Raw genomic sequence first — 24,224 nt, forward strand, 5'->3', positions numbered from 1 at the left:
TCACGACGGGAGGCATCTGTTTGCGTGCCTACGTCGATTACCTGCTAGCCACGAAGGTCGCCTTCGGGATACGTTGGGGACGATGGCGACCCTCGATGATCTTCTCGAGCGTCTTCGTATCGTGGCCGGCGCGGAGTTCGCTTTTGCACTGACACGTGAAGGTGCGCTCGTGACGCGGGACGCGCCCCGAGAGATGCCCGAGGTCGGGCGAAACAAGCTCGTGCGCTTGGCGGACGCCGTGGGCGATGCGCGTGGAGTCGCAGCGACGAGGTTGCCCCGCGGCGAGCTCGTTCCTTATGGCGGGCAGCAGCCGATCGATATCTGCCTCGCCGTGGCTGCATCGAGGCTCATCATTTGCCTTGCCATGGCCTCCGCCGAGGGGCGCCCCGTCGCGCGCGCGGCGTTCGAGGCCGAGCTCGGCGTGATTGAAGCGCACCTCGCGCCGCGCGAGGCGCGGGGGGCCGGCCCCTCGATCGAGGTACGTGGGCCCGCTGTGCTCGGGCAGGAGTCGATCGCGGCGATCCGGCGCGATGAGCTCGTGCGCGACGCACCGCAGATCACGATCGGGCCCGCCATGCTCGGGCAGGAATCGATCGCGGCGATCCGGCGCGATGAGCTCGTGCGTGACGCACCGCAGATCACGATCGGGCCCGCCATGCTCGGGCAGGAGTCGATCGCGGCGATCAGGCTCGACGAGCTCGTACGCGACGCGCCGCAGATCACGATCGGGCCCACGCCGACGCTCGGGCGGGAGACGCTCGCGGCGATCGAGATCGAGAGCGGCCGACACGATGCGCCGCACATCACGGTCGAGCCGGCGCGAAAGCTCGGCCGGGAGACCTTGGCTGCGATCGAGAAGGATATCGTGGTATCGGGCCCTCCGGCCGTGCCGCCGCCCATTCCGGCGGCGATCCTGAGGCAAACATTGCCGTGGATCGACCCGGCGATCGCGGAGAAGTCGCGCGACGCGCGATCAGACACCCCCGAAGAGAAGACGTGAGCGCCGCGCTTCATTGAGCACGCGATCGGAGCCGATAGGCGACCAGCTTGAAGGCGTTGGTGGCGAAGATCCGACGGGAATCCTTCGACGCCGCGGCCTCCTCCACCATTCGTTCGAGCGCTGCGGCGATGGCAACGTCTCCGTCCGGTGACTTGCGATCGATCACCTGCACCGCGACGAACACGGCGGCGGCGTTCATCATCCCCGGCAGGAGCTCGACGAGCTTCGCCCGCACCTCGGGCCCGCCCAGCACGCCGACCATGTAGGCGCTCTTGATGGCGACGAACTGGCGAGCCTCCACGTGCGAGCTCGGATCCCTCAGCTTGCCGAACCAGCAATCGAGCGAGTCGCCGCACTCTTTCAACAGATCGGTCGCGATCTTGTATTCCTTCTCGTAGCCCTTGCCGAGCGTGGAACGCTTGCCGTCGGGGCCCGCGATCCAGGATTTGTAGAGCTTGTCGACCTCGGGGACCTGCGAGGCCTTCATGGTCTTCATGGCGGTGAAGAGCGCCGCCGCGCGCACCGGCTCGACGTCGGCGTCCTCTCCCTTCGCGCCGATCGCCGTCTTCACGATCCAGGGTACGAGGCCCGGGTCGAGGACGAAGGTCATGGATTCGAGGAGCGATTCCCGCGCGCTCATGCCGGGCGGGATCGTCATCGAGATCGGGGTCCTCTCGAAGACGCGCTGCACGGCTTCGAGGCTCGCCTTCGAAACGGGCAGCTTGAGGAGCTCGCGGGCGATGACGACCTTGTTCACGTCGTCGGCTTTCGCAAGGGCGTCGATCATGGGCTGCACGGCCTCTCTTCGGCCGATGCTGCCGAGGAGCAGGGCGGCGGGCGCGACGTAGGACGTCTTCGCCTGCTTGTTGGCCGCGTCGGGCACATCGCCCTCGTCGCCGGTGTTCGCCTTCAGATACTCGGTCTTCGCGTATTCCACGAGGTCGGCGCGTCCGCCCTGGAGGAGCTTGATCGTCGGCTCGATCGCGGGCTTGCCAATCTTGACGAGCCCGTAGATCGCGGTCGCCTGCGCGTCGGCTTTCACCGGCGATAGCAGAATTTTGATCAGGGGATCGACGGCGTTCGTGCTCCCGATCCGGCCGAGGATCTCGGAGCAGGTGATCTGCCAGTAGAGCTCGTCCTTCAGGACGTTGATGTCCTTGCGATTGGCGAGCGGCCTGCCGATCATCGTGATGCACGGAGCCTCCCACGAGGGGTCCGTGAACACGAGCAGGGCGTCGTGGACGTCACGCGTGACGAGCGATGCCTTGGCGCTCGAGTGGCGCAGCTTCGTGAAGACCTCGAAGAGCGGCCCCGCCACACCCTTGGGCTTCATCTCCGCGACGGCGCGCGCCGCGGCGCGGACGTCCTCCTCGTTCTCGCTCGGCGTGTAGCCTTTCAGCGCCTCGATGAGGCACGGCGCGCCGCGCGGATCGCGGGCATCGGCGAGGACCCGGACGACCTTCGAGCGCATCGTCCCGTCGAGATCGCCACCCGCGCAAATCCGCGACATCGGCTCGATGATCACGTCGCGCAGCGGCTTGACGTTCGGGCCGTTCGGATCCTTGTCGTCCTTCGACATCGCGTCGTCGAAAAGCTGAACGAGGCGGTGCACGGCGAGGTCGCGCGCGGCCGGATCGGCGAGCTTCTCGGCCTGGACCCGCGGATCATTGGCGCCGCTGTCGGGCGCGGCCGCAGCGGGAGGCGCGGCGACGGGCGGAGACGGGGCCGGAGGGGTGACCGGGGCCGAAGAGGCGCAGCCTGCCGCCGCGGCGAGCGCGCCGAGCAGCAAGGGAACGAACGTAGACGTGAGGCTCGTGGTTCGGCTCGGCATGCCGAGCAGACTAACGTGGGGGGCGCACGATGACAATCGAGCCTGTCCGCCGCGCGCCGACGAGGTGAGCGCCGCACGTTTTCATCCCGATAGGGTCCACCGCGCCCCCTCGGGCCCGTCCTCGATTTCGATCCCCGCGGCCGCGAGCCCCGCGCGCAGCGCGTCGGCGCGCGCATAATCGCGCCCCGCGCGGTGCCGCGCCCGCTCCGCGAGGAGGAGGGCCATCACCCGATCGAAGCGCTCCGCGTCCGGCGCGTCCCGCTCCTCGGGCAAGAGCCCGAGCACGCCCTCGCCGAGCGACGACACGAGCTCGAGCGCGTGGAGAATCGTGCCCTGCGGCACGGGCCCCGCGAGCGCCGCCTGGAGATCACGCGCCAGCACGAAGAGGGTCGCGAGGGCGGTGGGCGTGTCGAAATCGTCGTCCATGGCTGTCTCGAAGGCGGCACGCGCCGATGCAAGCCGCGCTTCGAGCGCCTCGGCATGGCCGGGAGGCCCTCCGCCCGCGCGCCGCGCGAGCTCGCGCCGGAGCTCCCGCAATCGACGGAGCCCCGAGGTCGCCGCGCACAACGTCTCCGGGGAAACCTCCGCCGTCGCCCGGTAATGGCTCTGCACGAAGAGAAACCGCAAGAGGAGCGGATCGTGCTTCGCGTAAAAGTCCTCGAGCGTGATGAAATTGCCCTTCGAGCGGGACATCTTTTCTCCGTTCACGGTCAACATGTTCCCGTGCATCCAGAGCCGCGCGAAGCGCCGGCCCGCGCCCTCGGCCTGGGCGATCTCCGCCTCGTGGTGCGGGAACTGGAGGTCGAGCCCGCCCGCGTGGATGTCGAAGCCCTCGCCGAGGTATTGCAAGCTCATCGCCGAGCATTCGAGGTGCCAGCCTGGAAACCCCTCGCCCCAGGGCGATCTCCAGCGCTGCACGTGGGACGGCTCGGCCTTCTTCCACAAGGCGAAATCCCGCGGGTCCGATTTGCTCCCCCGCACGAGATCCCGTGTCCCGATGGCCAGCTCGTCGATCACCCGCCGCGAGAGCTTTCCATACCCGGGAAACGCCGCGACCCGGAAGTACACCGACCCGTCCGCCACGTAGGCGAGGCCGCGCGCGAGGAGCTCTTCGACGAGCTCGATCTGCTGCGGGATGTGGCCGCTCGCGCGTGGCGTGACGTCCGGCCTCCGCACGTTGAGCCGGCCCATTTCGTCGAAGTACTTCCAGAAATACCGATCCGCGATCTCCATCGGCTCCACGCGCTCGAGCGCCGCGCGCTCGGCGATACGATCACGGCCTTCGTCGAGCGCGTCCTCGGTGATATGTCCGACGTCGGTCACGTTCGACACGAATCGCACGTGGTGTCCGCGGTATTCGAGCCATCGCCGGACCACGTCGAACGCGACGGCGGTCTTCGCATTGCCGAGGTGCGCGTCGCCGTACACGGTGGGGCCGCACAGGTACATGCCGACGCGCTGCTCACCGCCCGGGAACGCTGCCTGTTTCTGTCGTGAGAGCGTATCGAAAATCTGGATCGCCATGGAACATCCTCCTTGGTCGTCGACGTACGAAACCAAAGCGGAAGCGCCCCGCGCGACATACGACGAAATGGCCCGCATGCATGGCGCCTCATCGGCGCGCGTGCCTCGGCGTGCTGTCCTCGCGCGGCGCTCCCGCGGCCACGAAAGCGCAGAGGCGCGCCGGATCAACGGGCGAACGTATGCCCGACGCGGCGGCGCGCGCGTGCCTCTCGCAGGCCTCTTCTTTCAGGAACGCTTCTCAGCGACGACAACAGCGGCCGTCGCAACGGAGCGCGAGGGCAGCGTGGAGGTACGTTCGCCGAGAGGTTCGCATGAGGACTCTACCTTATCGCGGAAACGCGGGCGATGCAAGCCCCTGCTGCGAGCTGGCATTCTCGGCCCGCCGTTCGATCCGGCGTCCTTCCAGGATCATGGGCACACGGCCCCGCGGCCCCATCGTGATGCCCCGCGACACGTGCTCGACCGGGGCCGTGCTCGTGAGCCGCAGCTGATACTCCCGCAAAAGAACGGCGAGCGTGATTTTCATCTCCACCATCGCGAGTGTCGCCCCCAGGCAGCGGCGGGATCCGCCACCGAAAGGAATGAACTCGAACGGGGAGAAGTCCCGCTCCAGAAACCGCGTGGGTCGGAATCGATCGGGCTCGGGATAAAGGTCCTCGCGCGCGTGCACGAGGAGCGGTGTTGCGACGAGAGGCTCCCCCGGCGGAATGGTGTAATCGAGGAACGCGAAGGTTTTTCGTGGAACGCGCCCGACGCTGACCACGGGCGGGACGATGCGCAGCGTCTCCAGGCAGACGGCCTCCAGATAAGGCAAGCCGAGGAGTTTTTCAGGAGGGGCCTCGGGCCCGAGGGCGTCGATCTCGGCGAGCAGCCGCGCGAGCGTGTCGGGCTCGCGGTGGAGCCAATAAAAAGCCCAGGCCAGCGTGACGGCCGTGGTCTCGTGGCCCGCGAAGAGCAAGGCGCGGAGCTGATCGAGGATTTCCTGATCGCCGAGCGGCTCGCCATCTTCGCAACGCGCCTTCAGCATGAGCCCGAGCACGTCGGCGCGCTCCTCGCCCGAGGCGCGCAGGGCGCGAACCTCTCCGGTCAGGAGCGCGTCGAGCGCCGCCGTGGCCCGGAGCATCCGCGCCCAGGGGCCGAATCCGCCGAAGGGGCGCCGGATCGCCGGCATGACCAGAACGAGCGGATGGAGCGCGTGAATGAGATCCAGCACGGCCGCGCGGACGTCACGGATCCGCGCCTCGCCTTTCACCCCGAACACCACGCGAATGACGACGTCGAGCGCGATGGATTGCGTGGTCTCCAGCATCGAGAAGGGCTGGCACGGCATCCACCGCGAGGCCGCCTCGCGCGCGACCTCCGCCACGACGGCCGCATATGCTTTCGCGGCGGCCGGCGCGAACGGGGGCGCGAGCAGCTTGCGATCGCGGCGGTGGCGCGGCCCGGTCGAGACCACCACCGACGTCCGCCCGAAGATGGGCTCGGTCACCTCGACCGCGAACGGCTCGAACGTCTCGGGATCGGCCGTATAAATGGCGCGGATCCCCTCCGGATTGCCGATGAACGTGATCGGACCATTGAAGGTGCGGACGCGGAACGGATCGCCGTGCTGCGCGGCGAGGCGGCGAATGACGGGGGCCGGGGACCCGAACGTGCAGCGGAGGGTGTCGATCCAGCCGAGGTGCTCGGGTCCAGGCGGTAGCATATGCATGCACTCCCCTCGCCCAAGCCATAACCGGGTCGTAGCGCGGTGTCAATCGGAGTACGCTTCGAAACCCGGGAGAGGCTCGTAAGCCTCGTCCGGCTCGTCCTCCGCTCCGCTCGGCCACGCCTCCTCGACGGGGTCCTCGGCGAGGAGGCCGTCGAAAGGCCCCGGCCGCGGCGCGTCGTCGTCGTCTTCCTCGGCGAGGATCTCGTCCAGATGCGCGATGATCCCCTCGGCCTCGTATTGCGCCCACGCCTCGGGGTGCTCCTCGACGAGGAGCGCTTCGAGCGCCGTCACCTTCACCCGCTGGATCGGCTTCCCGTCGGTGCTGCTGCGGGGCCGGAAGCGCAACTCGCGCCGCTCGTAGACCGTGAGCTCCACCGGAAACACCTCCGCGACGTGGTAATGCACGTATTCGCGGATCTGACCGAATTTGAAGATGCTCACCCGCTCCTGGTCGAAGGACCAGCCGAGGCCCACGAGGTGGCGCTCGAGCGCGTCCTCGTCATCGGTGAAGACCTGGATGTCGATATCGCTGCCGCGACGGATGTGCCCCGTGCTCACGGATCCGATGAGGCGCGGCTCGAACGGGCCGAGGGCGCGCATCACGCGGAGGGCGACGACGCGCATGGCAAAGAGGCGGCGCGTGCGCCGTTCACCCTCGGCGAGCTCGGCCATCGCGAGCAAGGCCTCGCGGATCTCGCCGTTCGAGGGCAGATCCTGCGGCCGATATCGCAGATTCTTGCCGCCCGCGCGGCCGAGCAGGCGCCTCGCCGCCATTCGTTTCGCGGTGAAGTATTGCTTGACCCCCTCCTCGTACATGAGGCGCGCGGCTTCCGCGGCGATCCTGCCGCGGAGCCCTCCGGCTCGTTCGCTGCTCATGAGGAAAACGAGGGCGCCACGAGCGGCGCGAGGGCGTCCCGGAGCTTGCGGAGCGCGCCGCCGACGGTGCGACCGTCGCGCCCGGCTCCATAGATGCGTTTTTGCACCACCTGCTGCGTGACGCCGAGGCGGCGCGCGATCTCGCCCTGGGAGAGGCCTTCGAAAAAATAAGCCTCGACGACCTCGCGCTGTTTGTCCGTCAAGACCGTCGCGACGGCGTCGCGCACGGCGTCCTGCAGGCGAAGGCGCGCCTCGGAGGCCTCGTCGTCGTGATAGAGGTGGCGCGACGCGTCGATGTGGTCGAGGTCCGCGACGAGGCGGGCGCGGCGCCTCTTGCCGTCAGAAGAGCTCCTTTCGTGGGTCATGGATGGGGGCGGGCTCGCCGCCGGGGTCGAGGAGGGAGAGGTCTGCGCCCTCGAAAAGAATCGAGAGCGCGTCTTCGGGAGACATCACGGTGGCGTGAGGAGAGCGACCGAGGACGTCCCAGCGGCGCAGGCGCTGGAGGTCGGCGAGCGCGGCGGTCCCGCGCAGGCGGCGCTTGGTGGGCCCAGGGTCGTGCAAAAGGTCGAGGTGGTGGCGCACGAGCCAGACGATGCGGGGCGAGACGAGGCCGTCGAGCAGATCGGCGCCCAGCGCGTCGTGGTCCTGCGAGGATATCGCCTTTCCCACGTCATGCAAGAGCGCCGCGGCCCAGAGCGCGCGGTCGGCGCACGCGGCGCGCGCGAGATCGAAGACCTGGAGGGAATGGTAGAGCGCGCAGCCCTCGGGGTGATACGCGGGGTTCTGGCGTATTCCGTCGAGGGCGAGCAGCAAAGGGAGGAGCTCGTCGTACATCACCGGGGCGCGGCGCAGGTGATCACGCCGCTCACCCACGGGGCACGTTCACACCCACCGGCGGTGTTTTTCGTAGAGCTCGTCGCGCCACGCGACGAGGCGCGCATACCGCGCCGCGAGCTCCGGATTCGTCCAGCCCGCGCGACCGCCGGGGCCCGTCGGCATGAATCGCTTGTCGACTGGGCTCACGCCCTGGAGCGCGAGGGCCATCGCGATGTCGGCATACGAGAACGCGGCGCCGAGCAGATACTTCTGCCCCTCGGGCAGCGCCTTGTCGAGCGCCTCGAGCCCCTCCTCGGCCACAGCGCGGTGGGTCTCTGCGCCCTCGCGCATTCGATACTTCGTGACGAAGAACTGGATGGCGCGACGACCGATCGGCAGGAGCAGCGGCACGATCGCCTTCGGGGTCGTGCGCGGCAGGGCCGCCTTGGCGAACGTCGGATCGTCGACGAGCCTCAACATCAACATGGCCCGGAGCGCCGCGAGCGTCGCCTCGCTGCGACGGTTCCAGGCCTCGATCTCGGCTTCCCGGCCCGCGGGGAAGAGCTTCGGCCCCGCGCCGACGTCGTCCGCGTGGCGGGCGATGTCGAACGAGTCGGTGAAGAGGACGCCGTGATCGGCGAGGATGGGGACGGTGACGCGCCCCGTGGGTTTGCGGAGGAGGATGCGCAGCCGAAGCTCGCCCGCGATCGGGTAGTGCTCGACTTCCTCGTACGCGATGCGGTGATGGTCGAGCGCCCAGCGGGCCTTCTCGGACCAGGGGGAGAACGGGATGCCGTAGAGCCGGGGTTTTTGGGCTTGCATTGCGACCCAAGCATCCTACGGGCCGGGCCGCTCGTCGAGCGAAGGAATTGCGGGGATCGTGCGGATTGACAGTCCCCCCCTCTTCTTGTTTCTTGCCCCCATGCACACGAGTCCCACGACGGAAGGCCCCATCGTCCTCACGGGCCTCACCTCCCGCGGCGGCCTGTCGAACTGGGTCTTTTTCTTTTTCCGTGCGGAGATCGTGCAGTGCGACCTCGGCATGCTCCCCGCCGTGAAGGCCGGCGCCGAGGCGGGGATCCGCGCCAATCTCGACGTCGTCGGCGAGATCGGCGAGCAGGTGGTCGGGCCTCGTCGGCCGAAAGGCGGAACGGCCGAAGCGTGGTATGACGAGCTCGTGGCGAAGGCAAAACGCGTCGAGCGGGTCCCTTGCGACCGCGTCCGCGGCATACGCCTGCACCTCACGGCGATGGCGCACGAGCTCTTGCTCGTGACCGACGAGGGCCAAACCTCCAAATTCAGCCTCATGAACCGCAAGGAAGCCGCGCACGTCGCGGCTCCGCTCCACGCCCTGTTCGGGGAACGATTCACCGTGACGAAGTCGACCGTCTTTGCTTTTTTCGAGCGTCATGCGCCTCTCTTGATGAAATGATCGTCCCCGCGGACACTCCTGGGTCCGTTCGTGAGTCTGCTCTGTCGCGGCTCCGCGCCGTGGAGTTTGGCCGGGATGATGCTCGGCGCATTTCCCCTATTGACGGCCGGGACGTCTCATGGTTTGACCACGAACCATCGTCTCCAAGGGAGGTAGGGATGAAGGTCGAACCGCAGAAAGAGCATCGCTGGCTGCAAAAGCTCGTGGGCGAGTGGACGTACGAGAACAACGCGGAGATGGAGCCCGGCAAGTTCCACAAGTTCACCGGGACCGAGATCGTGCGCCCGATGGGCGACATCTGGGTGCTCTGCGAGGCGCGCGGCGAAATGGGCCACATGATGTGGACGTTCGGCTACGACCCCGCGAAGAAGGCGTTCGTCGGGACGTTCGTCGGCTCGATGATGGAATACCTGTGGGTCTATCACGACGGCTCGCTGGACGCGGACGAGAAGGTGCTGACGCTCCACGCCGAGGGCCCGGACTTCTCCACGCCGGGCAAGATGACGCCGTACAAGGACATCATCGAGATCACGAGCGCCGACGAGCGCGTCCTGCGGTCGGAGATGCAGGGCCAGGACGGGACGTGGACCGAGTTCATGCGGCAGACCTATCGACGGACGAAGTGAGAGAAGGCGCGGTCGTCCCTTACGGGCGACCGCGCCTTCTGGTATCGTCCGCCGCGCCGTGATGTTTCGTTTTTCGTTTGCCGCGCTCATCGGCTTGCCCCTCGTCGCGTGCACGCCCCGAGGCACGAACCATGAAGACCAGGCCGCCCCGCAGGGCTCTGCGGCGGCCCCGACGGCCAGCGCCGCCGCGCCTTCGCCGAGCACCGCCGCCGTCGTCGGCTCGGCGACCCCAGAGCCCACGACGGCCCCGTATTTGCCGCCGCCCGAGTCATCCGCCGCCGCGGCGCCTCCCGAGACGCCGCGCAAGGCGATCGGCACGTTCGACGACTGGGTGAAGGCGTATGAGGGGCTCGGCGCGCCCGAGGCCCACAAGAAGCCGCCGCGGCTCGGGCTCGCCAAGGACCTCGGGCTCTCGTCCGGGCGCATCGCGTTCACGCGCTCGGGGGATATTTTCACGTATGATTTCGCGAAGGGGGCGGAGTCGCAGCTCACGCAGAAGGCGCAGCGCAACATCGCGCCCGTGTTCCTCGGCGACGGGAAGCGCATCGCATTCCTCAGCAACCGCGACGGAATGGTCTGGCGCGTGTTCCTGATGAACGCGGATGGGACGGAGCAGCGGCCGATCACCCGCAAATTCACGGGCGTGTTCGGCATCGTGCCGCCGTTCGTGATCACGCCCGACGGCAGCCGCGTCGCGTACATCGCGAAGAGCGGGTCGTCCGACGAGTCGTCGCAGGAGCTGCACCTCGTCGACGTGGCGAGCGGCGAGGATCATCGCGTGGGCGAGCCGGACTATTTCGATCATCCGGCGTTCTCGCCCAAAGGCGACACGCTCTATCTCGTCGCGGGCTGGTTCGAAGCGGAGCACCTCGCCTCCGTGGACGTCGCCACGCGGCGGATCCGGCATTGGCCCGACGCGGGCAATCACATGTTCAGCGGCGCCCGGTCGCTCGGCGATCGATTGCTGTTCTCGGCGAGCCCGGCGGGTGCGTTCTGCTGCCAGCGCTCCTCGCTCTACACGATGACGCCCGACGGCAGCGGCATTCGCGGGTTCGGCTCGTTCTGGGTCGCAGGCGTCCTGCAGCCGGAGGTCTCTCCGAAAGGAACGAAGGTCGCCGCCGCGTGGTCCGTGCGCGAAGGCGGGTTCGGCGCCGATTATCGGAACGAGATCTCCTTGCTCGACGCGAACGGCAACGGCGAGCGCCCGCTCACCGACGCCTTCCCGCGGCCGTTCTACAGCGCGTTCGAGCCCGCGTGGGCGCCCGACGATCACCACCTCGCCTTCACGCTGTCGTTGTGCCCCTATGTCGGCTGCGAGCCGACGATGCGAAGCGTCGTCGTGGTCGACACCCGAGATACGAAGGCCGTCCCTGCATTCATCGCGTACGGCGGCGGCGCCTCGTGGAGCCCCGTTCCCTGACGAGCGGCGCATGGCCGGCGAGACCCTCACGTTTCCGCGTATCTACATCCTGCGCGCCTCGCAGGCGCCGCGCGCGCTCATTTTCGTCACGCACCGCCAGAAGTGCTGGTCGCTCCACCTCTGGGACCTCGAGGCCCAGCGCGTCGAGCCCGGAGGCATGTTCTTCGGGACGCTCTACCCCCGGCGCTGCGATCTCTCGCCGGACGGGCGGTATCTGCTTTATTTCGCGATGAAGGCGCCGGGGGATCCAGACTGGCCCCATCAATTCAGCGGCCTCTCGCGCGCCCCGTGGCTCGCCTGCGTGCTCGCCTGGCGTGAGGCGGGGACCTGGACGCGTGGCATGTTCTTCTCCTCCCGCGCCTCCGGCCGCCCGGAGATCCACGCCCGCGGGTACCTGCATCGCGGCGCCGATGTCGCGGATCTGTGCCCGTGGAACATCGAGAGCACCCCGTCCATCCAGCTCGCGGCGGAGCGGCGGATCGGGTTTGTCGAAGCTGATGATTCTCCGCCGCGGGATCCGGGCGACATCTGGGACGAGCGTCGGCGCGCGGTGCTCGAAAAACCCCGTCCGGGCGGGGGGCGCGAGGCGCTGCGGGTCATGCAGAGCGCCTTTGATCAGGGCGAAGGACGGGTCGAGCGATATCGAAATTATTATCGTCTCGTCGGGAACGACGGGCGGGAGATCCCGCTCCCGGACCACGTATGGCTCGATTGGCTCGATCGAGACCACGTCTACGGCGCAACCCTGGACGGGCGGCTCGTGGTGTGCGCGCTGCGCGGAGGTGAGCTCGTCGAGACGTGGTCCCACATGTTCGAGCGCATGCCGAGGCGAAAGCCCGCGCCGGAATGGGCGCGGCGCTTCTGACCGTCAATCCCAGCGGTCGAGCTTGTACACGACCCGCATGCCGCCCTTCGAGGTCACGCGGAAGCTCAGGTTCCAGGTCGATCCTTTCACCAGGCTGATCCCACAGGCCTCGGCCGTCTCCTTGCCCTCGACGACCGCGCTCTGCGCGTACGCCTCCATCGTGGCGCGAATCTCGTGGTATTCGCTCCGTAGATAACTCGGGAAAAACCCGGCGCCTTGCTTGTAATCCCGATCCCTCGCGTCCTTCAGGAAGAAGACCACGCCCGCGCCGTGGTGCGTGAGGACCTTCGTCGGGTTCCACATCCACGGCTGCAGCGCGATGGCCGTGACCGGATGGTACACGTTCGGCTTCAGGTTCCAGCGCGAAGGCGGCGAGCCGTTGTGGTACACGTACGAGCTGACGCGATTCCGCCGGTCCTCGAAATCCCATTGCAAAAGCGGAGGCGCGTCCGCGTGCTTGGCCGTGACCATCGCGATGTACGATTGGTTCGTCTCCGGGACGAAAAACTCGATGCTCTCCGCCTCCGGAAGCACGGTCCGCGCGAATTTCTCCCAGGTCATCGTGACAGGCGGGACGTCGACGTCGACGGCGACCTTCGCCGCGGGCTTGAGGTGGTCGAAGACGCCCGGCTTTTGCCCCTTTGGCTTTTCGTCCTTCGGGATCCACAAGCTCTCGATGTCGCCGAGCCGGGCGAAGCGCCGCTCCATCGCGCCGGCGCTCTTCAGCGATTCGACGATCTTTTCGGCGCGCGCGAGGTTGCCAGCCGAGGGCGCCGCCGTCGGGCGCTGGTACTGGAGCGGGTGCATCTTCGCGGCGAACCGGCTCTTGACCTCCTGGAACGGCATGCCCGCCGCGAGGTCTTCGAGCAAGGTGCCGATCATGCTGCTGCGCACGTGGCAAAAGCCGGCCGGGGCGCGGGCGACCGCGAGCCAGGTGAGGTTGTCCCGCGTCCGCGGGTTCTTCGCGGCGCGGCGGGCCTCGTGCAGATCGAGCAGCCATTTCGCGACGCCGAGCACGGCCTCCGAGCGATACAGCGACTCGGTGGAGACGAGCTTGTGCGCCTGCTGGACGACGTCGATGGAGAACGCTTCGAGCCCCCGGAGCAGCGTCTCATGATCGTGGCGCTTCTCCGCCATGAGCTGCGGGTTCGTCTTGAGGACGGAGGGCGCGTGGAGGAGGTCTTTCGAAGGCGTGACGGCGATGTGCTCCCAATCGCCCGTCCGCGGCGCGCCCCAGACCTTCTCGTCCGAGAGGAAGACGCCGTCGATCGGCGCCTCGGCCACGGCCTTCGCGAGCGCCCGGATCGCGCTCGTGTACGGCTCGGGCGCCGTCTCCGGATCCCAGAGCGCAGGCCGCGCCTTGCCGTCGGAATCGACGACCACGAGGCCGCCATATCGATTCACGAAGCGCCTGCAAGTCGAGCAGGTGTTGACGGGCCGCAGCTCGTTCGGCACCGCGTCGAGGAAGACCTGGTAAAGCGCCGGGACATGCGTGGTGAACAGGCTCGGCTTGCCCTTCGTGAGCTTTCCGAACCGCGCGCGGATCGACGCGAGCAGCTCGTCGTAGTGGTCGTCGAGCGGAAGGGCCTGGGCCGTCGGAGGCGAAGGAAGATCGGTCATGGGAGCGCTCTCGATGACACCGCGGCGCTCCGCCGATTGCAAGGGGACAAAGCGGGGCGCGCTCGAAAGCGGCCGTCCGGTTGACGCTCCCTCGAAGGCCGCCTACCGTCGTGATCCATGCGGTGGACGCTGCTCGTTGCGCTCTTCCTCGTCGGCTGCGGGCCCTCCCCCGCCGCCTCCGGCGCCGAATCGTACGCGGGATCGATGCCCGCCGCGGGGCGCGTGATGCTGCACGGCGTGACCGTGGCGCCCTGCCGATTCGGCGGCGATCTCTGGGACGGCGTCGGGCAAATCGACGCGAGCCAGATCGACCTCTTCGGCAATCTCCTGCGCGGCCGCGTGCCCTACATGGAGATCGCCAAGGCCCTCGCCGCGCCCGCAAACGAGGCGCTCGACAAACCCGACGTGAAAGGGCGCGCGAAGATCGTCGGGGCCCTGGAAGGCTCGCCCGTCCCGCTGAAGGGCCAGGCCGATAGCTTCACCCCGCAATTCTCGGGGCCGCCCACGTTCGAGAACGTGGCCTTCGACGGGAGCGCGCGCCTCGCCGTGGAGCTCCTCGACGACGACATGGTCGACGACGATCCGATGGGCTCGTTCCAGCTCGGCCCCGACGAAATGCTGGAGGCATTCCGCGCCGGAAACGTGCATCAGGTCCGCGTCGATTCACAGACGAACGGGCAAGTGCTCTTCGCTGCGATCTCCGTCCTCGCCGATTGAACGTCTCCGCTCAGAGCGCCGCCGCGAACTCGCGGCCGAACTCCAGGGGCGACGGGCGCTCGGCCGGCTCCCGCGTGGTCGCGGCCCGCAAGAGCTTCGCGACGGCCGCGGGGAAGCCGCGGAGGCGCTCGGCGTCGTCGAAAGGATCGAGCCGCATGTGCGCGAGGATGCGGTCGCGGCCCGTGAGCTCGTCGAAGAACGAGCGGCCCGTGGTCACGTTGTAAATGGTGCCGGCGAGCGAATAGACGTCCGAGCGCGGATCGAGCTCCACCGGATCGAGCACCTGCTCGGGCGCGATGTAGCCGGGCGTGCCCGCGACAAACCGGCCTCCGACCTCGGGCGGGACGCGGATCGCCCGCACCATCCCGAAATCGATGACCACGGTCGAGAGCGGAGGCACGCGGCCGGGATCGCGGTGTCTCTCCGGGTCGAACCGCTCGCCGCCGGCGAGCGGCAGGCGCAGCCAGAGGTTCGCCGGCTTGATGTCGCGATGCACGAGGCCCGCGCCGTGCAGCGCCGCGAGCCCGGCGCACGCGTCGAGCACGACCTGCCGCAGCTCGAAGAGCGTCATCAGGCGCGGCGTTGCGTATTGCTTGAGATCCGCGCCGATCAGGTATTCGAGCACCAGGAACGGCGCGCCCTCCGAGACGCCCCGATCGATGATGTTCGCGACGTTCGGATGGTACAGCCCCGCGAGCGCATTGGCCTCTTCCACGAACGACGCGAGGATGCCGGCGCGCTCGGTCTCGTTGGCGCTGGCGAGCGCGTCGGCCTTGGGAATCTTGAGCACGAAGAGGCGGTCGGCGCCCGGCTTGCGCACGAGCCACACCGAGCCGATCCCGCCCTCGCCGAGGGGTTTGACCAGCTCGTAGCCCTCGATGAGCTTCGGCTCCTTTTTCTTCGCCGCGGGCGGCGGCGGCGGCGTCCGCCGGATCGCGCCGCGCACCGCGCCTTCGAGGAGCGCTGATGCGACGGGGCCGAGCGAGGCGAACCACACGTCGAGCATGCCGAGCTCGCGCGCGCGGATCGCGCGGGCGACGAGCGCGGCCACGCGCGGGGCGTTCTGCGTCGTGCGCGGCGGGAGCGCGTCCTCGTCATCGTCGCTCGCCGCGTGCAGCGCCTTCACCGGATCCGCGAGGGCGGCCTGCAAGCGATCCCCCGCGAGGACGAGCTTGATGCACAGGATCTCGAGGTCGCTCTTCGGGCCCGCGGCTTCGGAAAAGTCTTCGAGCGCCATCGCGAGCGTCGAGAGCGCCCGCGAGAGCTCCGTGTCCTCGGCGTGCAGCGCGACGAGCGCCTCCTCGGCCTGGAACGGCCAGCCCGCGTCGGTCTCGGCCGACGAGACGGCCGTGCGCAGCGCCTCGGCCTGCTCGCAGCAACGCGCGAGCGCGCTCGGCGCCATCATCGGCAGCGAGGTCGCGAGCTGGCGGAGCATCGTGGGCCGATCGATGACGAGCGCCCACCACGCGGCGAACGGGCCGAGCCAGCGGACGTCGTCGACCTCGCCGAGCGCCGTGCCGCGCGTCGTGTCCACGAGCCGCCAGAGGAGCGCCGAGAGCGCGTTTTTCAGGGCGGGCGGGAGCTCACGCGAGCCCGTGCCGAGCCCTTCGAGCTTGCGGAGCCAGAGGCAGGTGTCGTGCGCGGTCGGGCCCCGGCCCGGTCCGAGCTCGTCGTCCTCCCCGCAAGCGTCGAGCGCGTACCCGCCGAGACGAACCGCCACGACCTCGAGCGCGAGATCCTCGTGCACGTCCGTCCTCTCCCCGCGCCGCCGCTCCGCCACGAGGTCGAGGATCTCCGCGGGCGAGCGGGCCAAGGTCTTCCACGTCTCCTCGAGCTCGGGCTCGTCCACGGGCACGCCCGCGGGCCGCGTCGCGAGCAGCGGGCGCCAGAGTCGAACCGCGAACGCGCGCGCCGAGGATTCGAGCGCATTCAGCGCCGCCGCCCGCTGCCGGAGCCGCCCCCAGCCGAGCGCGATGCGGCGCGCCTCGTGGAACGTCGACGCGAGCGAGGAGGCGAAGCGCGCGGCGCGAGCGTCCGCCTCCTCGTCGTCGTACTGCGCCGCGAGGCGCATCAGGTTCTCCAGGCCGAGCTCGAGGTCGAGCGGATCACGCTCGGCGCGGTCGATCACGTCCGTCACCGCGATGACCTCGATCCACCGGCGCGTCTCGTCGATCGAGGCGGCGCGCACGTACCGCGCCTTCTCGCGCAGCGCGCGGAGCGTGGCTTCGATCTCCGGATCGTCGACGCCGCGACGGAAGAGCGTCGCGAGCCCACGCGCGAGCGCGCGCGCGGCGATCGCGCCCCCGTCGCCTTCGAGCACCCGCCGGGCGAGGCGATCCCAGAGCGTCTTGCGCTCGAAGAACAGGTACGGCGTCGCAGCGGCGACCGCGGCGAGCACCCACGCCTCCTCCTCGCGCGAGTCGAGGATCGCCACGAGCTGGCTCGCGAGGAACGCGAGCCGCTCGGCGGGCAGCGAAGCGAACGCGGTCGTCGCGCGCTGCCGCAGGACGACCGACTCGCCGAACACCCAGTCGAGCAGCGTGCCCTGGAGCTCTTCCATCACGCCCGTGAGGCGCCCGAGCGCGCGCGCCGCGTGCACCCAAACGAGCGGCTCGGGGTGCAGGAGCAAGGGCTGGAGCACCTGCAACGTGCGGCCGATGAGACCCGGATCGGCCATCCGCGGCATGCCGCGCACGCTGATCTCGAGGCACCGCGCGGCGAGGACGCGGCCGCGGAGCGCGCCGTGCGCGGGGCCGCGGACCATGAGCTCGAACGTCTCGGGCGATCCCCAGAGCCAGGGGCCGAGCTCGGGCACTTCGAGCGCGCTCGCGCCCGCCTCCCAGATCAGGATCTCCAGCCGCGCGCGCGCCTCGGCGTTCGCCGCCGACGCGAGCGCCTCGCCGTCGCCGAGCAGCGGCGCGCACGAGAGCGCGTCGAGCAGCGGCCCTTCGACGACCCGCGCGCGCGCGGCCTCGACGATCCGATCGCGGCCGAGCGTCTCGGCGAACGCCACGAGGAGCGGCGCCATGCGCACGTCGCGCCGGAACGCGCTCGCCGTGCAGAACGAGAGCAGGACCTCGCCAGCCGGCTCGCCGTAGAGCGCGGCGAGCGCGGCGATCTCCTCGGCCGAACGCGCGAGCTCCGGCAGCTCGCGCCGGAGCAGCTGCGCGGCGGCGCGGGCGTCCTGGGGAAGCATGCGCCGATCGGCCTCGCTCTCGCCGCCTGCGCGGAAGTGCGCGCGCACCGCCTCTTCGAGCTCGGGGTTCGTCGCGTGGAGGCGCGAAAGGGTCGAGAGCGCGATCTGGATGTCTTCGGAGAGCATCGGCGGCCGGGAGAATACTGCCTCGCGCCGTCCCGTTCCAAATACCACGGCTTGGCAGGGTGAAACTTTGATGCCACGTTTGGGCTTCCGATGATCGAGCCGAAAAGAACCATCTACTCCACCCGGCTCCGCACCGGTGTCGACGGCCTCGATACGATCCTTCAGGGCGGGCTCTTCCAGGGACACATCTATCTCGTCATGGGGCGGCCAGGCGCGGGCAAGACGATCCTGGGCAACCAGATCTGCTTTCATCACGCGTCGAAAGGCGGACGAGCGCTCTACATCACGCTCCTGTCCGAGGCGCACGAAGCGCTGCTCGCCCAGATGCGCGGCATGCAGTTCTTCGATCCCACGCTCGTCGGCACGGCCGTCGTGTACCTCAATGGCTACACGGCGCTGCGCGACGGGGGCCTCGACGCGCTGCTCAAGATGCTACGCGACGCGATCCGCGCCCAGGGCGCCACGTTGCTCGTCGTCGACGGGATGGTCATGGCCGAGCTCGCCGCGCTCCCGAACGTCACGGCCTACAAGCGATTCATCCAGGACCTGCAGGCCTGGGTCGGCCTGATGGGCGTCACCGTCGTGCTCTTGACGAGCACGGAGCCGAACCACGCGATCCGCGCCGAGCACACGATGGTCGACGGAATCGTGGAGCTGCGCAGCGTGACGGTCGGGCCGAGGTCCTTGCGGGAGCTCGCCGTGGCGAAGCTCCGCGGATCGGGCTTCCTCGAGGGTTGTCACACCTATCTCATCTCGAGCGAGGGCCTCGTCGTGTATCCGCGGTTCGAGGCGCTCTTCGGAGCACGCCGCACGGGGAGCCAGGTCGAGCGGCGCGTGACGATCGGGATCGAGGCGCTCGACGAGCTGCTCGGCGGCGGGGTCCTCGAGGGCTCGACGACGCTGCTGCTCGGCCCCACCGGATCGGGGAAAACCGTGCTCGGGATGCATTTCCTCCACGCCGGTGTGCGCGCGGGCGAACCTGCGCTCTGCTTCGGCTTTTTCGAGAACCCGGCGGCGATCCGCGCCAAAATGGCGCGCTTCGGGATGAACACGGAGGGCAGCCGTGGCCCCGGGCTCCTCGTCGAATGGCAGCCGTCGGCGGAGCTCCTGCTCGACGCGATCGGGCACCGGCTCCTCGACCTCGTGCGGACGCACGGCGTGCGCCGCCTCTTCATCGACGGCCTCGCGGGGCTCCGGCGCGCGACCGCCAATCCGGATCGCGTGCCCCCATTTTTCTCGGTCCTCGTGGAGGAGCTCGGCGCGCTCGGCGTCACCACGGTCCTCACCGGGGAGACTCCGGACATCTTCAGCGGCGACATCACGGTGCCCACCGAGGCCGCCTCGGCGCTCTGCCACAACATCCTCACGCTCCGCCAGGTGCAGGTCGAGGCGCAAATCCTGAGGCTGCTCGCCCTCACGAAGACACGCGACAGCGCCCACGCGCGCGGGCTCTACGAATTCGAGGTATCGTCGGCCGGCGTCGTGATCGGCCGGCCCTTCGAGCTCACGCAGGGCGCCGCGAAGGGCGTCCCTGCGCGCGGGAAGAACGCGCCCCAGGCCCCTCGAGCACGGAAAGGAACCAAGCGCAAGTGACGCCGGGGGGAGCCACTTCGCGATGAAGACGATCCTCCTCGTCGACGACGAGCTCTCGATCGTCGAGACGGTCGGCGAGGTCCTCGCCTGGGAGGGCTATCGCGTCGTCACGGCCGCCAACGGAAAAGAAGGGCTCGCGGCGATCGCGAGCGCGCGGCCCGATCTCGCGCTCGTCGATTTCATGATGCCCGTGATGGACGGGGTGCAGATGCTGCGCGCGCTGCGCGCCGACCCGATTTACGCGTCCCTGCCCGTCGTCCTGATCACGGCCGCGCCCATGGCATTGCCCGGGGACATCCGGGCGAGCACGCCCGTCCTGGCCAAGCCCTTCGACGTTCCAGCGCTCCTGCACGTCATTCGAAGCCAGCTCGGACCGTAGCGGGCCCCCGCGGCAAGGACAGGACGAACGTCGCCCCCTCGCCCGGCCGGCTCGCGACGGTCACTGTGCCGTGCATGGCCGCAGCGACCTGCTTGACGATCCAGAGGCCGAGCCCGAACCCGGCCACGTGCGTCATCGTGTGGGCGCGCTCGAAACGCTGGAAGATCCGCGCGTGATCCTCGATCGGGATCCCCAGGCCGTGGTCCTTCACGGTGATCCGGGCCGAGGTCTCGAACCCCTCGACCTCGACGTGCACGGGCTGGCCGGCGCCATATTTCATGGCATTCGAGAGGAGGTTGTGGATCACGAGCTCGAGGAGCGGTCGATCCCATTGGCCGAAGACCTTGCCATGGCTCGAAAACGTGCACGGGCAGCGGGCCCAGGCGAGCTCGTCGCGAGCGGCGGAGAGGACGTCGGCGACGAGCGAGGAAAGATCGAACCGCTCGGGCCGGATCTCGATTCGACCGGCATGAAGGCGCGAGGCGTCGAGGAGCGCGCGCACGAGCCTGGTCATGCGATTCGAGCTGCGTTTCGCCTTCTCCAGGTGGCTCAGCACCCAGGCCTGCGGGACCTCGTCGGCGGCCCCGCGGATCCGCGCATGCAAGAGCTCGAGGCAGATGTGCAGGGCCTGCAGCGGGGTGCGGAGCTCGTGCGAGACGGTGTTCAGCACGCTCTCGAGGCGCTGCTCGGCCTGAAGCGCGTCCGCCCGCGCAGCTTCGAGCTCACACGCGAGGCGGGCGCGCTCCTCTTCGAGCGCCCTCCGCTCGGCGCGCAAGCGCATGATTTCGTCGGATGCGGACGTCTCCGCGGAGGGCTCTTCTTCTTCTCGAGGTGTGTCGTTCGGGACGAGGGGCGACGACGCGAGCGCGGCGGGTGGAGACGGAATCATGCGTGGGTGAACCAGCGATATCCCGGAGCCCCTGGCGCATCAAACCCGCCCTGAGTCAGTGCATGGATGAATTTCGCGTACGGAATTTCATGCACGCGGGTGTGCGAACAAAAAACCGATGTATCCCTGAAAGAAACATCGAAGAGGGAGACTCTCATGGTGAGCTTGAAGCAAGTCGGTGAGGTCTGGCGGGCGTGGCTCGGAGGCGCGAGCCTGGGAGATGTCGCGGTGATGAAGTTCGACATGCTCGGGGGCTCGCCGCCCGAGATCAACGCGCGGCTGCAAGCGCAGGGACGCGCCGCCCTGGAGGTCGACCTGGACGCATTGCGGGCGCTGCCGGACGGCACGGTGGGCCGCGAGTACGCGAGGCTCCTCGATCGGAACGGCCTGCGCCCGCTCACGATGAGCCCCACGATCAAGCAGCGGTTCGCCAAGAACCCCTACGCACTCCGGTACACGACGACGCACGATCTCTTCCACCTGCTCACCGGCTTCCCCACGACACCAGCGGGCGAAATCGGGCTCTACGCGTTCATGATCGCGCAGGGGTTCGGCGACCAGAGCCTCGCCCGGCTCTGGGGAGGCGCAGCGGTGAACGTGCTGCTCATGCCGCTCCACGCGCGAGGAATCCTGCACAACGTGCGCGTCGGTCTTTCGATGGGGAAGAAGGCAAAGATCCTGATCGAAGCGCCATTCGAGGAGATGCTCGCCGAGCCGATCGAGGGAGTCCGGCAGCGCCTCGGTCTGCCCGATCCCGCGAGCGCAGGCATTGCACCGGGAAAAAGGAGCCTGCTCGCCGATTGGTTGATACCAAAGGACCAGGTCGCCTCGATGAGCTGAGGCGTGGGCTAGCTCGAAGCCGCTTCGCTGGGGCTTTGCCCCAGGCCCCACGGGGGCTATCCGCCCCTCGACCCGGACCAGCGCAAGCGCTGGACTCGTGGTCGATGAACTGCGCGATGCGCAGTTCATCGAACGGGCCAGGTCAAGACCAGCAGCCCCGCGCCGACGGTTCGACCGGCAACGCCCGTTGCAGCGTGAGAGGACCTCCACGGTCTTGCCACCGGCCTGTGGGAAGAACTGCGCATTGCGCAGTTCTTCCCCAAAGGGTCCAGGGCTGGCCCTGGTTCGGGTCGAGGGGCGAACAGCCCCCGCGGGGCCCGGGGCAGCGCCCCGGCGCGACGCCCCCCGATGAACCCCATGCCCAGCCCAAGGCGCGCGGGGGCGAGCGCGTCTCACGCGGAGGCCACGGTCTGGCGCTGTCGCCGCGTGGGCAGGATGGAGGAGCGGCACATGCAGAGGGATGCATCGAAGTTGCGCGCCATGGGCGAGAGACGTGGTCTGACGATCGGAGTGGCGTTGCTCGCGGCGCTCGCGCTCACGGGGTGCGGTGCGGGCGTTGCCACGGCCCCTGCGACTCCCGGTATGAATCCCATCGCCTCGCAAGCTTCGAACGAACCGGCCTCCCCTGCGGCGACCCTGCGGTTTCGGGACGGCCTGCTCGCGCTTGCCCGGCAGGATGCCACGCAGAAGCACGACGAGGCGAGCTGCAGGGCCGCGGCTACGCACTTCATGGCTGTCGCGGACGGCCGTGAAGGTGCCTCGATCCGGGCGCGCGCCCATTACAATGCGGGCGTGGCCTATCAGCGATGCGAGCTCGCTCGCGAGGCGCGGGAGCAATTCACGAAGGCGCTCGCGGCGGAGCCCACGTTCCACCGGGCGCGGGCTGAGCTTGCGCTGCTAGATTTTGCGGCGTCGGGCGGGAAGAACTTCGACGCGGCGATTGCCGAGTTGACGCGGGCTGCTGTGGTCGACGCTCAGTTCAAGGACGCGACCTCGCTCGTGCACCTTGGCGTGCTGCACCTGAAACGCGGGCGCGAGACGCCTGACGCGGACGGGCTCACGGATTCGCAGCGCGCGAAGAAATATGCGCAGAGTGCCCTCGCCGTGGATGATCGCGCCTTGCCCGCGTACAACCTCCTCGCGCTGATTCACCTTGGGACGGCGCAGCGAAAAGCCGAGGCGCCCCGGGCGCGCGGATCGCTCGACAAGAAGAGGCTCGACACGCAGGTGCTCGAGCTCGCGGCGCTCGTTTGCTCGCAGGCGATCCGGAAGGATCCACGATATGCACCGATTCACAACACGGCTGGCATGATCCAGGTCGAGCTCGGGGATTTCACGGCGGCCGCGCGCTCGTTCGACGAGGCGCGCAGGATCGATCCGGCGTTCTTCGAGGCGCACATGAATTTCGCCGCCGTGAACTTGCGCTTCCGAGGGTTTGCGCCGGCGGAGGTCGCGTACCGCGCCGCGCTCGCCCTCCAGCCGAACGATTACGACGCGCGCATCGGGCTGGCGCACGCGCTCCGTGGTCAGATTGACGATAGGAACATGACGCAGAAGGTCGCGGAGGTGCAGCGCGAGCTCACGAAGGCGAAGCAAAGCGCGCCCGAGCGGCCGGAGGCCTATTACAATGAGGGGATCTTGACGCAGGAGTACGCGGCGATCGCGGGCGGGCAGCAACCCGAGCACGCGTCACGCAAGGCCAAGGAGCTCTTCGGCGTCTTCCTCCAGAAGGCCGGGGCCGATCCCACCTACGCCGACGCTGCGCGGCGCGCGCGCGAACGAATCGAGGAGATCGAGCAGATCGAGGGATTCATGGGGCACGCCGAGCCCATGACGGAGGCCCAGCGGAAGGCAGAGGAGGCCGAGCGGAAGAATCGAATGGCCGAGGAGGAGGCGCGCGCCGGTGAGGACGAGCAAGCTCCGAAGCCGGCGACGAACCCCTGAGGATCAGCCGGCACGCCAAAGTACGCGGTCGTAAAGGGGCTCCTCCTCGACGTCCATCCATTCGATGTCGTGCACCACGGCGTGCGCGAGGATGCAGAGCCCGAGCAGCGGCAATCCGTCATCTTCCTCGTCCTGCTCGTGGAAATACATGACGAACCCCGTCCCGTCCTCGCGGGCCGGCTCGTCCTCCTCCGGATCGAAGGCGATCATCGCCTCGACGTCGAAGGTTTGGATTTCCTCCACGCGAAGCGCGCCCTCCTCGGGCAGACGCTCGTTCAAGAACGCCAGCATGGCTTCCCAGTCGTCCTGCATGAGCCGGTAGACGACGTTCGCGTGGACCTCGATCTCGACGGGCGAGCGCGCCTCGAAATGGGAACGGAGCAGGCCCACGTGGCGCTTCGTTTCGGTCGCGAAGAGCCTCTCCAGGAGCTCGTCGGGATCCGCGTCGATGCTGTCCGCCTCGTAAAATCCGCGGTCCGGATCCTCGTCGAGCCCGAGCAGACGCTCGAGGCGCTCGAGGTACACCGTCTCGCTCCCGCCGTCCTGGAAGGTGATCTCGTACCGATCGACGACGAAAAAGAGCGTGCCCGCCCGCGAGACCTTCGCGAGGAGCTCGGGCGGGCGTGACGGCCCCACGGAGCGCCGCGCGAACGCAAAATCCTCCGGCCCGGTGAGCTGTACGGCCATGCAGAAGCCCTCCCGCGCGAAGAGGAGCCGAGGGCGTCCCCGCTGTCAAGCGCGGGGCTTTTTCGGCCGGGTCGATACGAACGGGTCGCCGTTCTTGACGCAGACCGGGATCCAGCGGATGCTCCAGAGGCC

Annotated in this window: 21 protein-coding genes; 10 read left to right on the forward strand and 11 right to left on the reverse strand. The window is 68.8% G+C overall.

The genetic code is table 11. The annotated features are described in order from the left end of the window. Positions 1-82: 82 nt before the first annotated feature. Positions 83-1,000: a hypothetical protein gene (locus tag QHF85_RS33290; protein WP_281331424.1), complete on the forward strand. Its 918-nt coding sequence runs from the start codon at positions 83-85 to the stop codon at positions 998-1,000. 10 nt (positions 1,001-1,010) lie between these two features. Here the strand turns inward: QHF85_RS33290 and QHF85_RS33295 are convergent, their stop codons facing one another. The 7 genes from QHF85_RS33295 to QHF85_RS33325 form a co-directional block, all read right to left on the reverse strand. Continuing rightward, positions 1,011-2,831, reverse strand: coding sequence for a hypothetical protein (locus tag QHF85_RS33295; protein WP_281331425.1), 1,821 nt, complete (start codon positions 2,829-2,831; stop codon positions 1,011-1,013). Between the two features lie 81 nt (positions 2,832-2,912). Continuing rightward, complete coding sequence (cysS, locus tag QHF85_RS33300) at positions 2,913-4,355, reverse strand: cysteine--tRNA ligase (protein WP_281331426.1); 1,443 nt, start codon at positions 4,353-4,355, stop codon at positions 2,913-2,915. A gap of 325 nt (positions 4,356-4,680) precedes the next feature. Continuing rightward, positions 4,681-6,066 carry a cytochrome P450 gene (locus QHF85_RS33305; protein ID WP_281331427.1) on the reverse strand — a complete coding sequence of 462 codons (1,386 nt, stop codon included), beginning with the start codon at positions 6,064-6,066 and terminating at the stop codon, positions 4,681-4,683. 42 nt (positions 6,067-6,108) lie between these two features. Then, entirely contained in the window at positions 6,109-6,942 is an 834-nt protein-coding gene (locus tag QHF85_RS33310; RefSeq protein ID WP_281331428.1) for a nucleotidyltransferase domain-containing protein, read from the reverse strand. After that, the gene (locus tag QHF85_RS33315; RefSeq protein WP_281331429.1) at positions 6,939-7,307 is read right to left on the reverse strand and encodes a sigma-70 family RNA polymerase sigma factor; all 369 of its coding nucleotides are present in this window, start codon (positions 7,305-7,307) and stop codon (positions 6,939-6,941) included. Before QHF85_RS33315 ends, QHF85_RS33310 begins: the two co-directional genes overlap by 4 nt. Then, positions 7,282-7,815: an HD domain-containing protein gene (locus QHF85_RS33320; RefSeq protein WP_281331430.1), complete on the reverse strand. Its 534-nt coding sequence runs from the start codon at positions 7,813-7,815 to the stop codon at positions 7,282-7,284. The genes QHF85_RS33315 and QHF85_RS33320 overlap by 26 nt, the downstream gene beginning before the upstream one ends. Before the next feature lie 9 nt (positions 7,816-7,824). Continuing rightward, the gene (locus tag QHF85_RS33325) at positions 7,825-8,580 is read right to left on the reverse strand and encodes a glutathione S-transferase family protein (RefSeq protein WP_281331431.1); all 756 of its coding nucleotides are present in this window, start codon (positions 8,578-8,580) and stop codon (positions 7,825-7,827) included. 100 nt (positions 8,581-8,680) lie between these two features. Between QHF85_RS33325 and QHF85_RS33330 the strand changes: the two genes are divergently transcribed. The 4 genes from QHF85_RS33330 to QHF85_RS33345 all read left to right on the forward strand — a co-directional run bounded on the left by QHF85_RS33330 (position 8,681) and on the right by QHF85_RS33345 (position 12,101). Continuing rightward, positions 8,681-9,190, forward strand: coding sequence for a hypothetical protein (locus QHF85_RS33330; RefSeq protein WP_281331432.1), 510 nt, complete (start codon positions 8,681-8,683; stop codon positions 9,188-9,190). A 158-nt stretch (positions 9,191-9,348) separates the two neighbouring features. Then, positions 9,349-9,816 carry a DUF1579 domain-containing protein gene (locus QHF85_RS33335; RefSeq protein WP_281331433.1) on the forward strand — a complete coding sequence of 156 codons (468 nt, stop codon included), beginning with the start codon at positions 9,349-9,351 and terminating at the stop codon, positions 9,814-9,816. A 58-nt stretch (positions 9,817-9,874) separates the two neighbouring features. Further along, positions 9,875-11,236: a hypothetical protein gene (locus QHF85_RS33340; protein WP_281331434.1), complete on the forward strand. Its 1,362-nt coding sequence runs from the start codon at positions 9,875-9,877 to the stop codon at positions 11,234-11,236. Between the two features lie 10 nt (positions 11,237-11,246). Continuing rightward, positions 11,247-12,101, forward strand: a complete 855-nt coding sequence (locus QHF85_RS33345; RefSeq protein WP_281331435.1) for a hypothetical protein — start codon at positions 11,247-11,249, stop codon at positions 12,099-12,101. Between the two features lie 3 nt (positions 12,102-12,104). Here the strand turns inward: QHF85_RS33345 and QHF85_RS33350 are convergent, their stop codons facing one another. Beyond that, positions 12,105-13,721: a hypothetical protein gene (locus QHF85_RS33350; protein WP_281331436.1), complete on the reverse strand. Its 1,617-nt coding sequence runs from the start codon at positions 13,719-13,721 to the stop codon at positions 12,105-12,107. Positions 13,722-13,838: 117 nt separating this feature from the next. Between QHF85_RS33350 and QHF85_RS33355 the strand changes: the two genes are divergently transcribed. Continuing rightward, complete coding sequence (locus QHF85_RS33355) at positions 13,839-14,438, forward strand: hypothetical protein (protein ID WP_281331437.1); 600 nt, start codon at positions 13,839-13,841, stop codon at positions 14,436-14,438. A gap of 10 nt (positions 14,439-14,448) precedes the next feature. Here QHF85_RS33355 and QHF85_RS33360 read toward each other — a convergent pair whose 3' ends face one another. Further along, the gene (locus tag QHF85_RS33360; protein WP_281331438.1) at positions 14,449-17,760 is read right to left on the reverse strand and encodes a serine/threonine-protein kinase; all 3,312 of its coding nucleotides are present in this window, start codon (positions 17,758-17,760) and stop codon (positions 14,449-14,451) included. Between the two features lie 90 nt (positions 17,761-17,850). Between QHF85_RS33360 and QHF85_RS33365 the strand changes: the two genes are divergently transcribed. Beyond that, positions 17,851-19,353, forward strand: coding sequence for an ATPase domain-containing protein (locus QHF85_RS33365; RefSeq protein ID WP_281331439.1), 1,503 nt, complete (start codon positions 17,851-17,853; stop codon positions 19,351-19,353). A 22-nt stretch (positions 19,354-19,375) separates the two neighbouring features. Then, the gene (locus tag QHF85_RS33370; protein WP_281331440.1) at positions 19,376-19,732 is read left to right on the forward strand and encodes a response regulator; all 357 of its coding nucleotides are present in this window, start codon (positions 19,376-19,378) and stop codon (positions 19,730-19,732) included. Here the strand turns inward: QHF85_RS33370 and QHF85_RS33375 are convergent. After that, entirely contained in the window at positions 19,707-20,621 is a 915-nt protein-coding gene (locus tag QHF85_RS33375) for a HAMP domain-containing sensor histidine kinase (RefSeq protein ID WP_281331441.1), read from the reverse strand. The two genes, QHF85_RS33370 and QHF85_RS33375, sit on opposite strands and share 26 nt — an antisense overlap. Positions 20,622-20,777: 156 nt before the next feature. Between QHF85_RS33375 and QHF85_RS33380 the strand changes: the two genes are divergently transcribed. Both QHF85_RS33380 and QHF85_RS33385 read left to right on the forward strand, forming a co-directional pair. After that, positions 20,778-21,461 carry a Coq4 family protein gene (locus tag QHF85_RS33380; RefSeq protein WP_281331442.1) on the forward strand — a complete coding sequence of 228 codons (684 nt, stop codon included), beginning with the start codon at positions 20,778-20,780 and terminating at the stop codon, positions 21,459-21,461. Positions 21,462-22,043: 582 nt separating this feature from the next. Further along, the gene (locus QHF85_RS33385) at positions 22,044-23,405 is read left to right on the forward strand and encodes a hypothetical protein (protein WP_281331443.1); all 1,362 of its coding nucleotides are present in this window, start codon (positions 22,044-22,046) and stop codon (positions 23,403-23,405) included. Positions 23,406-23,408: 3 nt separating this feature from the next. Here the strand turns inward: QHF85_RS33385 and QHF85_RS33390 are convergent, their stop codons facing one another. After that, positions 23,409-24,092 carry a hypothetical protein gene (locus QHF85_RS33390; protein WP_281331444.1) on the reverse strand — a complete coding sequence of 228 codons (684 nt, stop codon included), beginning with the start codon at positions 24,090-24,092 and terminating at the stop codon, positions 23,409-23,411. Positions 24,093-24,224: the final 132 nt, after the last annotated feature.

Source organism: Polyangium sp. 6x1, assembly GCF_029946515.1.
Classification (GTDB): Bacteria; Myxococcota_A; Polyangia; order Polyangiales; family Polyangiaceae; genus Polyangium.

Excerpts from the sequence above, each read along its gene's own strand:
- QHF85_RS33335 (WP_281331433.1), top strand. The coding sequence starts at position 9,349 with ATGAAGGTCGAACCGCAGAAAGAGCATCGCTGGCTGCAAAAGCTCGTG.
- QHF85_RS33375 (WP_281331441.1), bottom strand. The coding sequence starts at position 20,621 with ATGATTCCGTCTCCACCCGCCGCGCTCGCGTCGTCGCCCCTCGTCCCG.
- QHF85_RS33385 (WP_281331443.1), top strand. The coding sequence starts at position 22,044 with ATGAATCCCATCGCCTCGCAAGCTTCGAACGAACCGGCCTCCCCTGCG.
- cysS (WP_281331426.1), bottom strand. The coding sequence starts at position 4,355 with ATGGCGATCCAGATTTTCGATACGCTCTCACGACAGAAACAGGCAGCG.
- QHF85_RS33380 (WP_281331442.1), top strand. The coding sequence starts at position 20,778 with ATGGTGAGCTTGAAGCAAGTCGGTGAGGTCTGGCGGGCGTGGCTCGGA.
- QHF85_RS33290 (WP_281331424.1), top strand. The coding sequence starts at position 83 with ATGGCGACCCTCGATGATCTTCTCGAGCGTCTTCGTATCGTGGCCGGC.
- QHF85_RS33305 (WP_281331427.1), bottom strand. The coding sequence starts at position 6,066 with ATGCATATGCTACCGCCTGGACCCGAGCACCTCGGCTGGATCGACACC.
- QHF85_RS33315 (WP_281331429.1), bottom strand. The coding sequence starts at position 7,307 with ATGACCCACGAAAGGAGCTCTTCTGACGGCAAGAGGCGCCGCGCCCGC.
- QHF85_RS33350 (WP_281331436.1), bottom strand. The coding sequence starts at position 13,721 with ATGACCGATCTTCCTTCGCCTCCGACGGCCCAGGCCCTTCCGCTCGAC.
- QHF85_RS33345 (WP_281331435.1), top strand. The coding sequence starts at position 11,247 with ATGGCCGGCGAGACCCTCACGTTTCCGCGTATCTACATCCTGCGCGCC.
- QHF85_RS33365 (WP_281331439.1), top strand. The coding sequence starts at position 17,851 with ATGATCGAGCCGAAAAGAACCATCTACTCCACCCGGCTCCGCACCGGT.
- QHF85_RS33310 (WP_281331428.1), bottom strand. The coding sequence starts at position 6,942 with ATGAGCAGCGAACGAGCCGGAGGGCTCCGCGGCAGGATCGCCGCGGAA.
- QHF85_RS33325 (WP_281331431.1), bottom strand. The coding sequence starts at position 8,580 with ATGCAAGCCCAAAAACCCCGGCTCTACGGCATCCCGTTCTCCCCCTGG.
- QHF85_RS33295 (WP_281331425.1), bottom strand. The coding sequence starts at position 2,831 with ATGCCGAGCCGAACCACGAGCCTCACGTCTACGTTCGTTCCCTTGCTG.
- QHF85_RS33390 (WP_281331444.1), bottom strand. The coding sequence starts at position 24,092 with ATGGCCGTACAGCTCACCGGGCCGGAGGATTTTGCGTTCGCGCGGCGC.
- QHF85_RS33360 (WP_281331438.1), bottom strand. The coding sequence starts at position 17,760 with ATGCTCTCCGAAGACATCCAGATCGCGCTCTCGACCCTTTCGCGCCTC.
- QHF85_RS33330 (WP_281331432.1), top strand. The coding sequence starts at position 8,681 with ATGCACACGAGTCCCACGACGGAAGGCCCCATCGTCCTCACGGGCCTC.
- QHF85_RS33370 (WP_281331440.1), top strand. The coding sequence starts at position 19,376 with ATGAAGACGATCCTCCTCGTCGACGACGAGCTCTCGATCGTCGAGACG.
- QHF85_RS33355 (WP_281331437.1), top strand. The coding sequence starts at position 13,839 with ATGCGGTGGACGCTGCTCGTTGCGCTCTTCCTCGTCGGCTGCGGGCCC.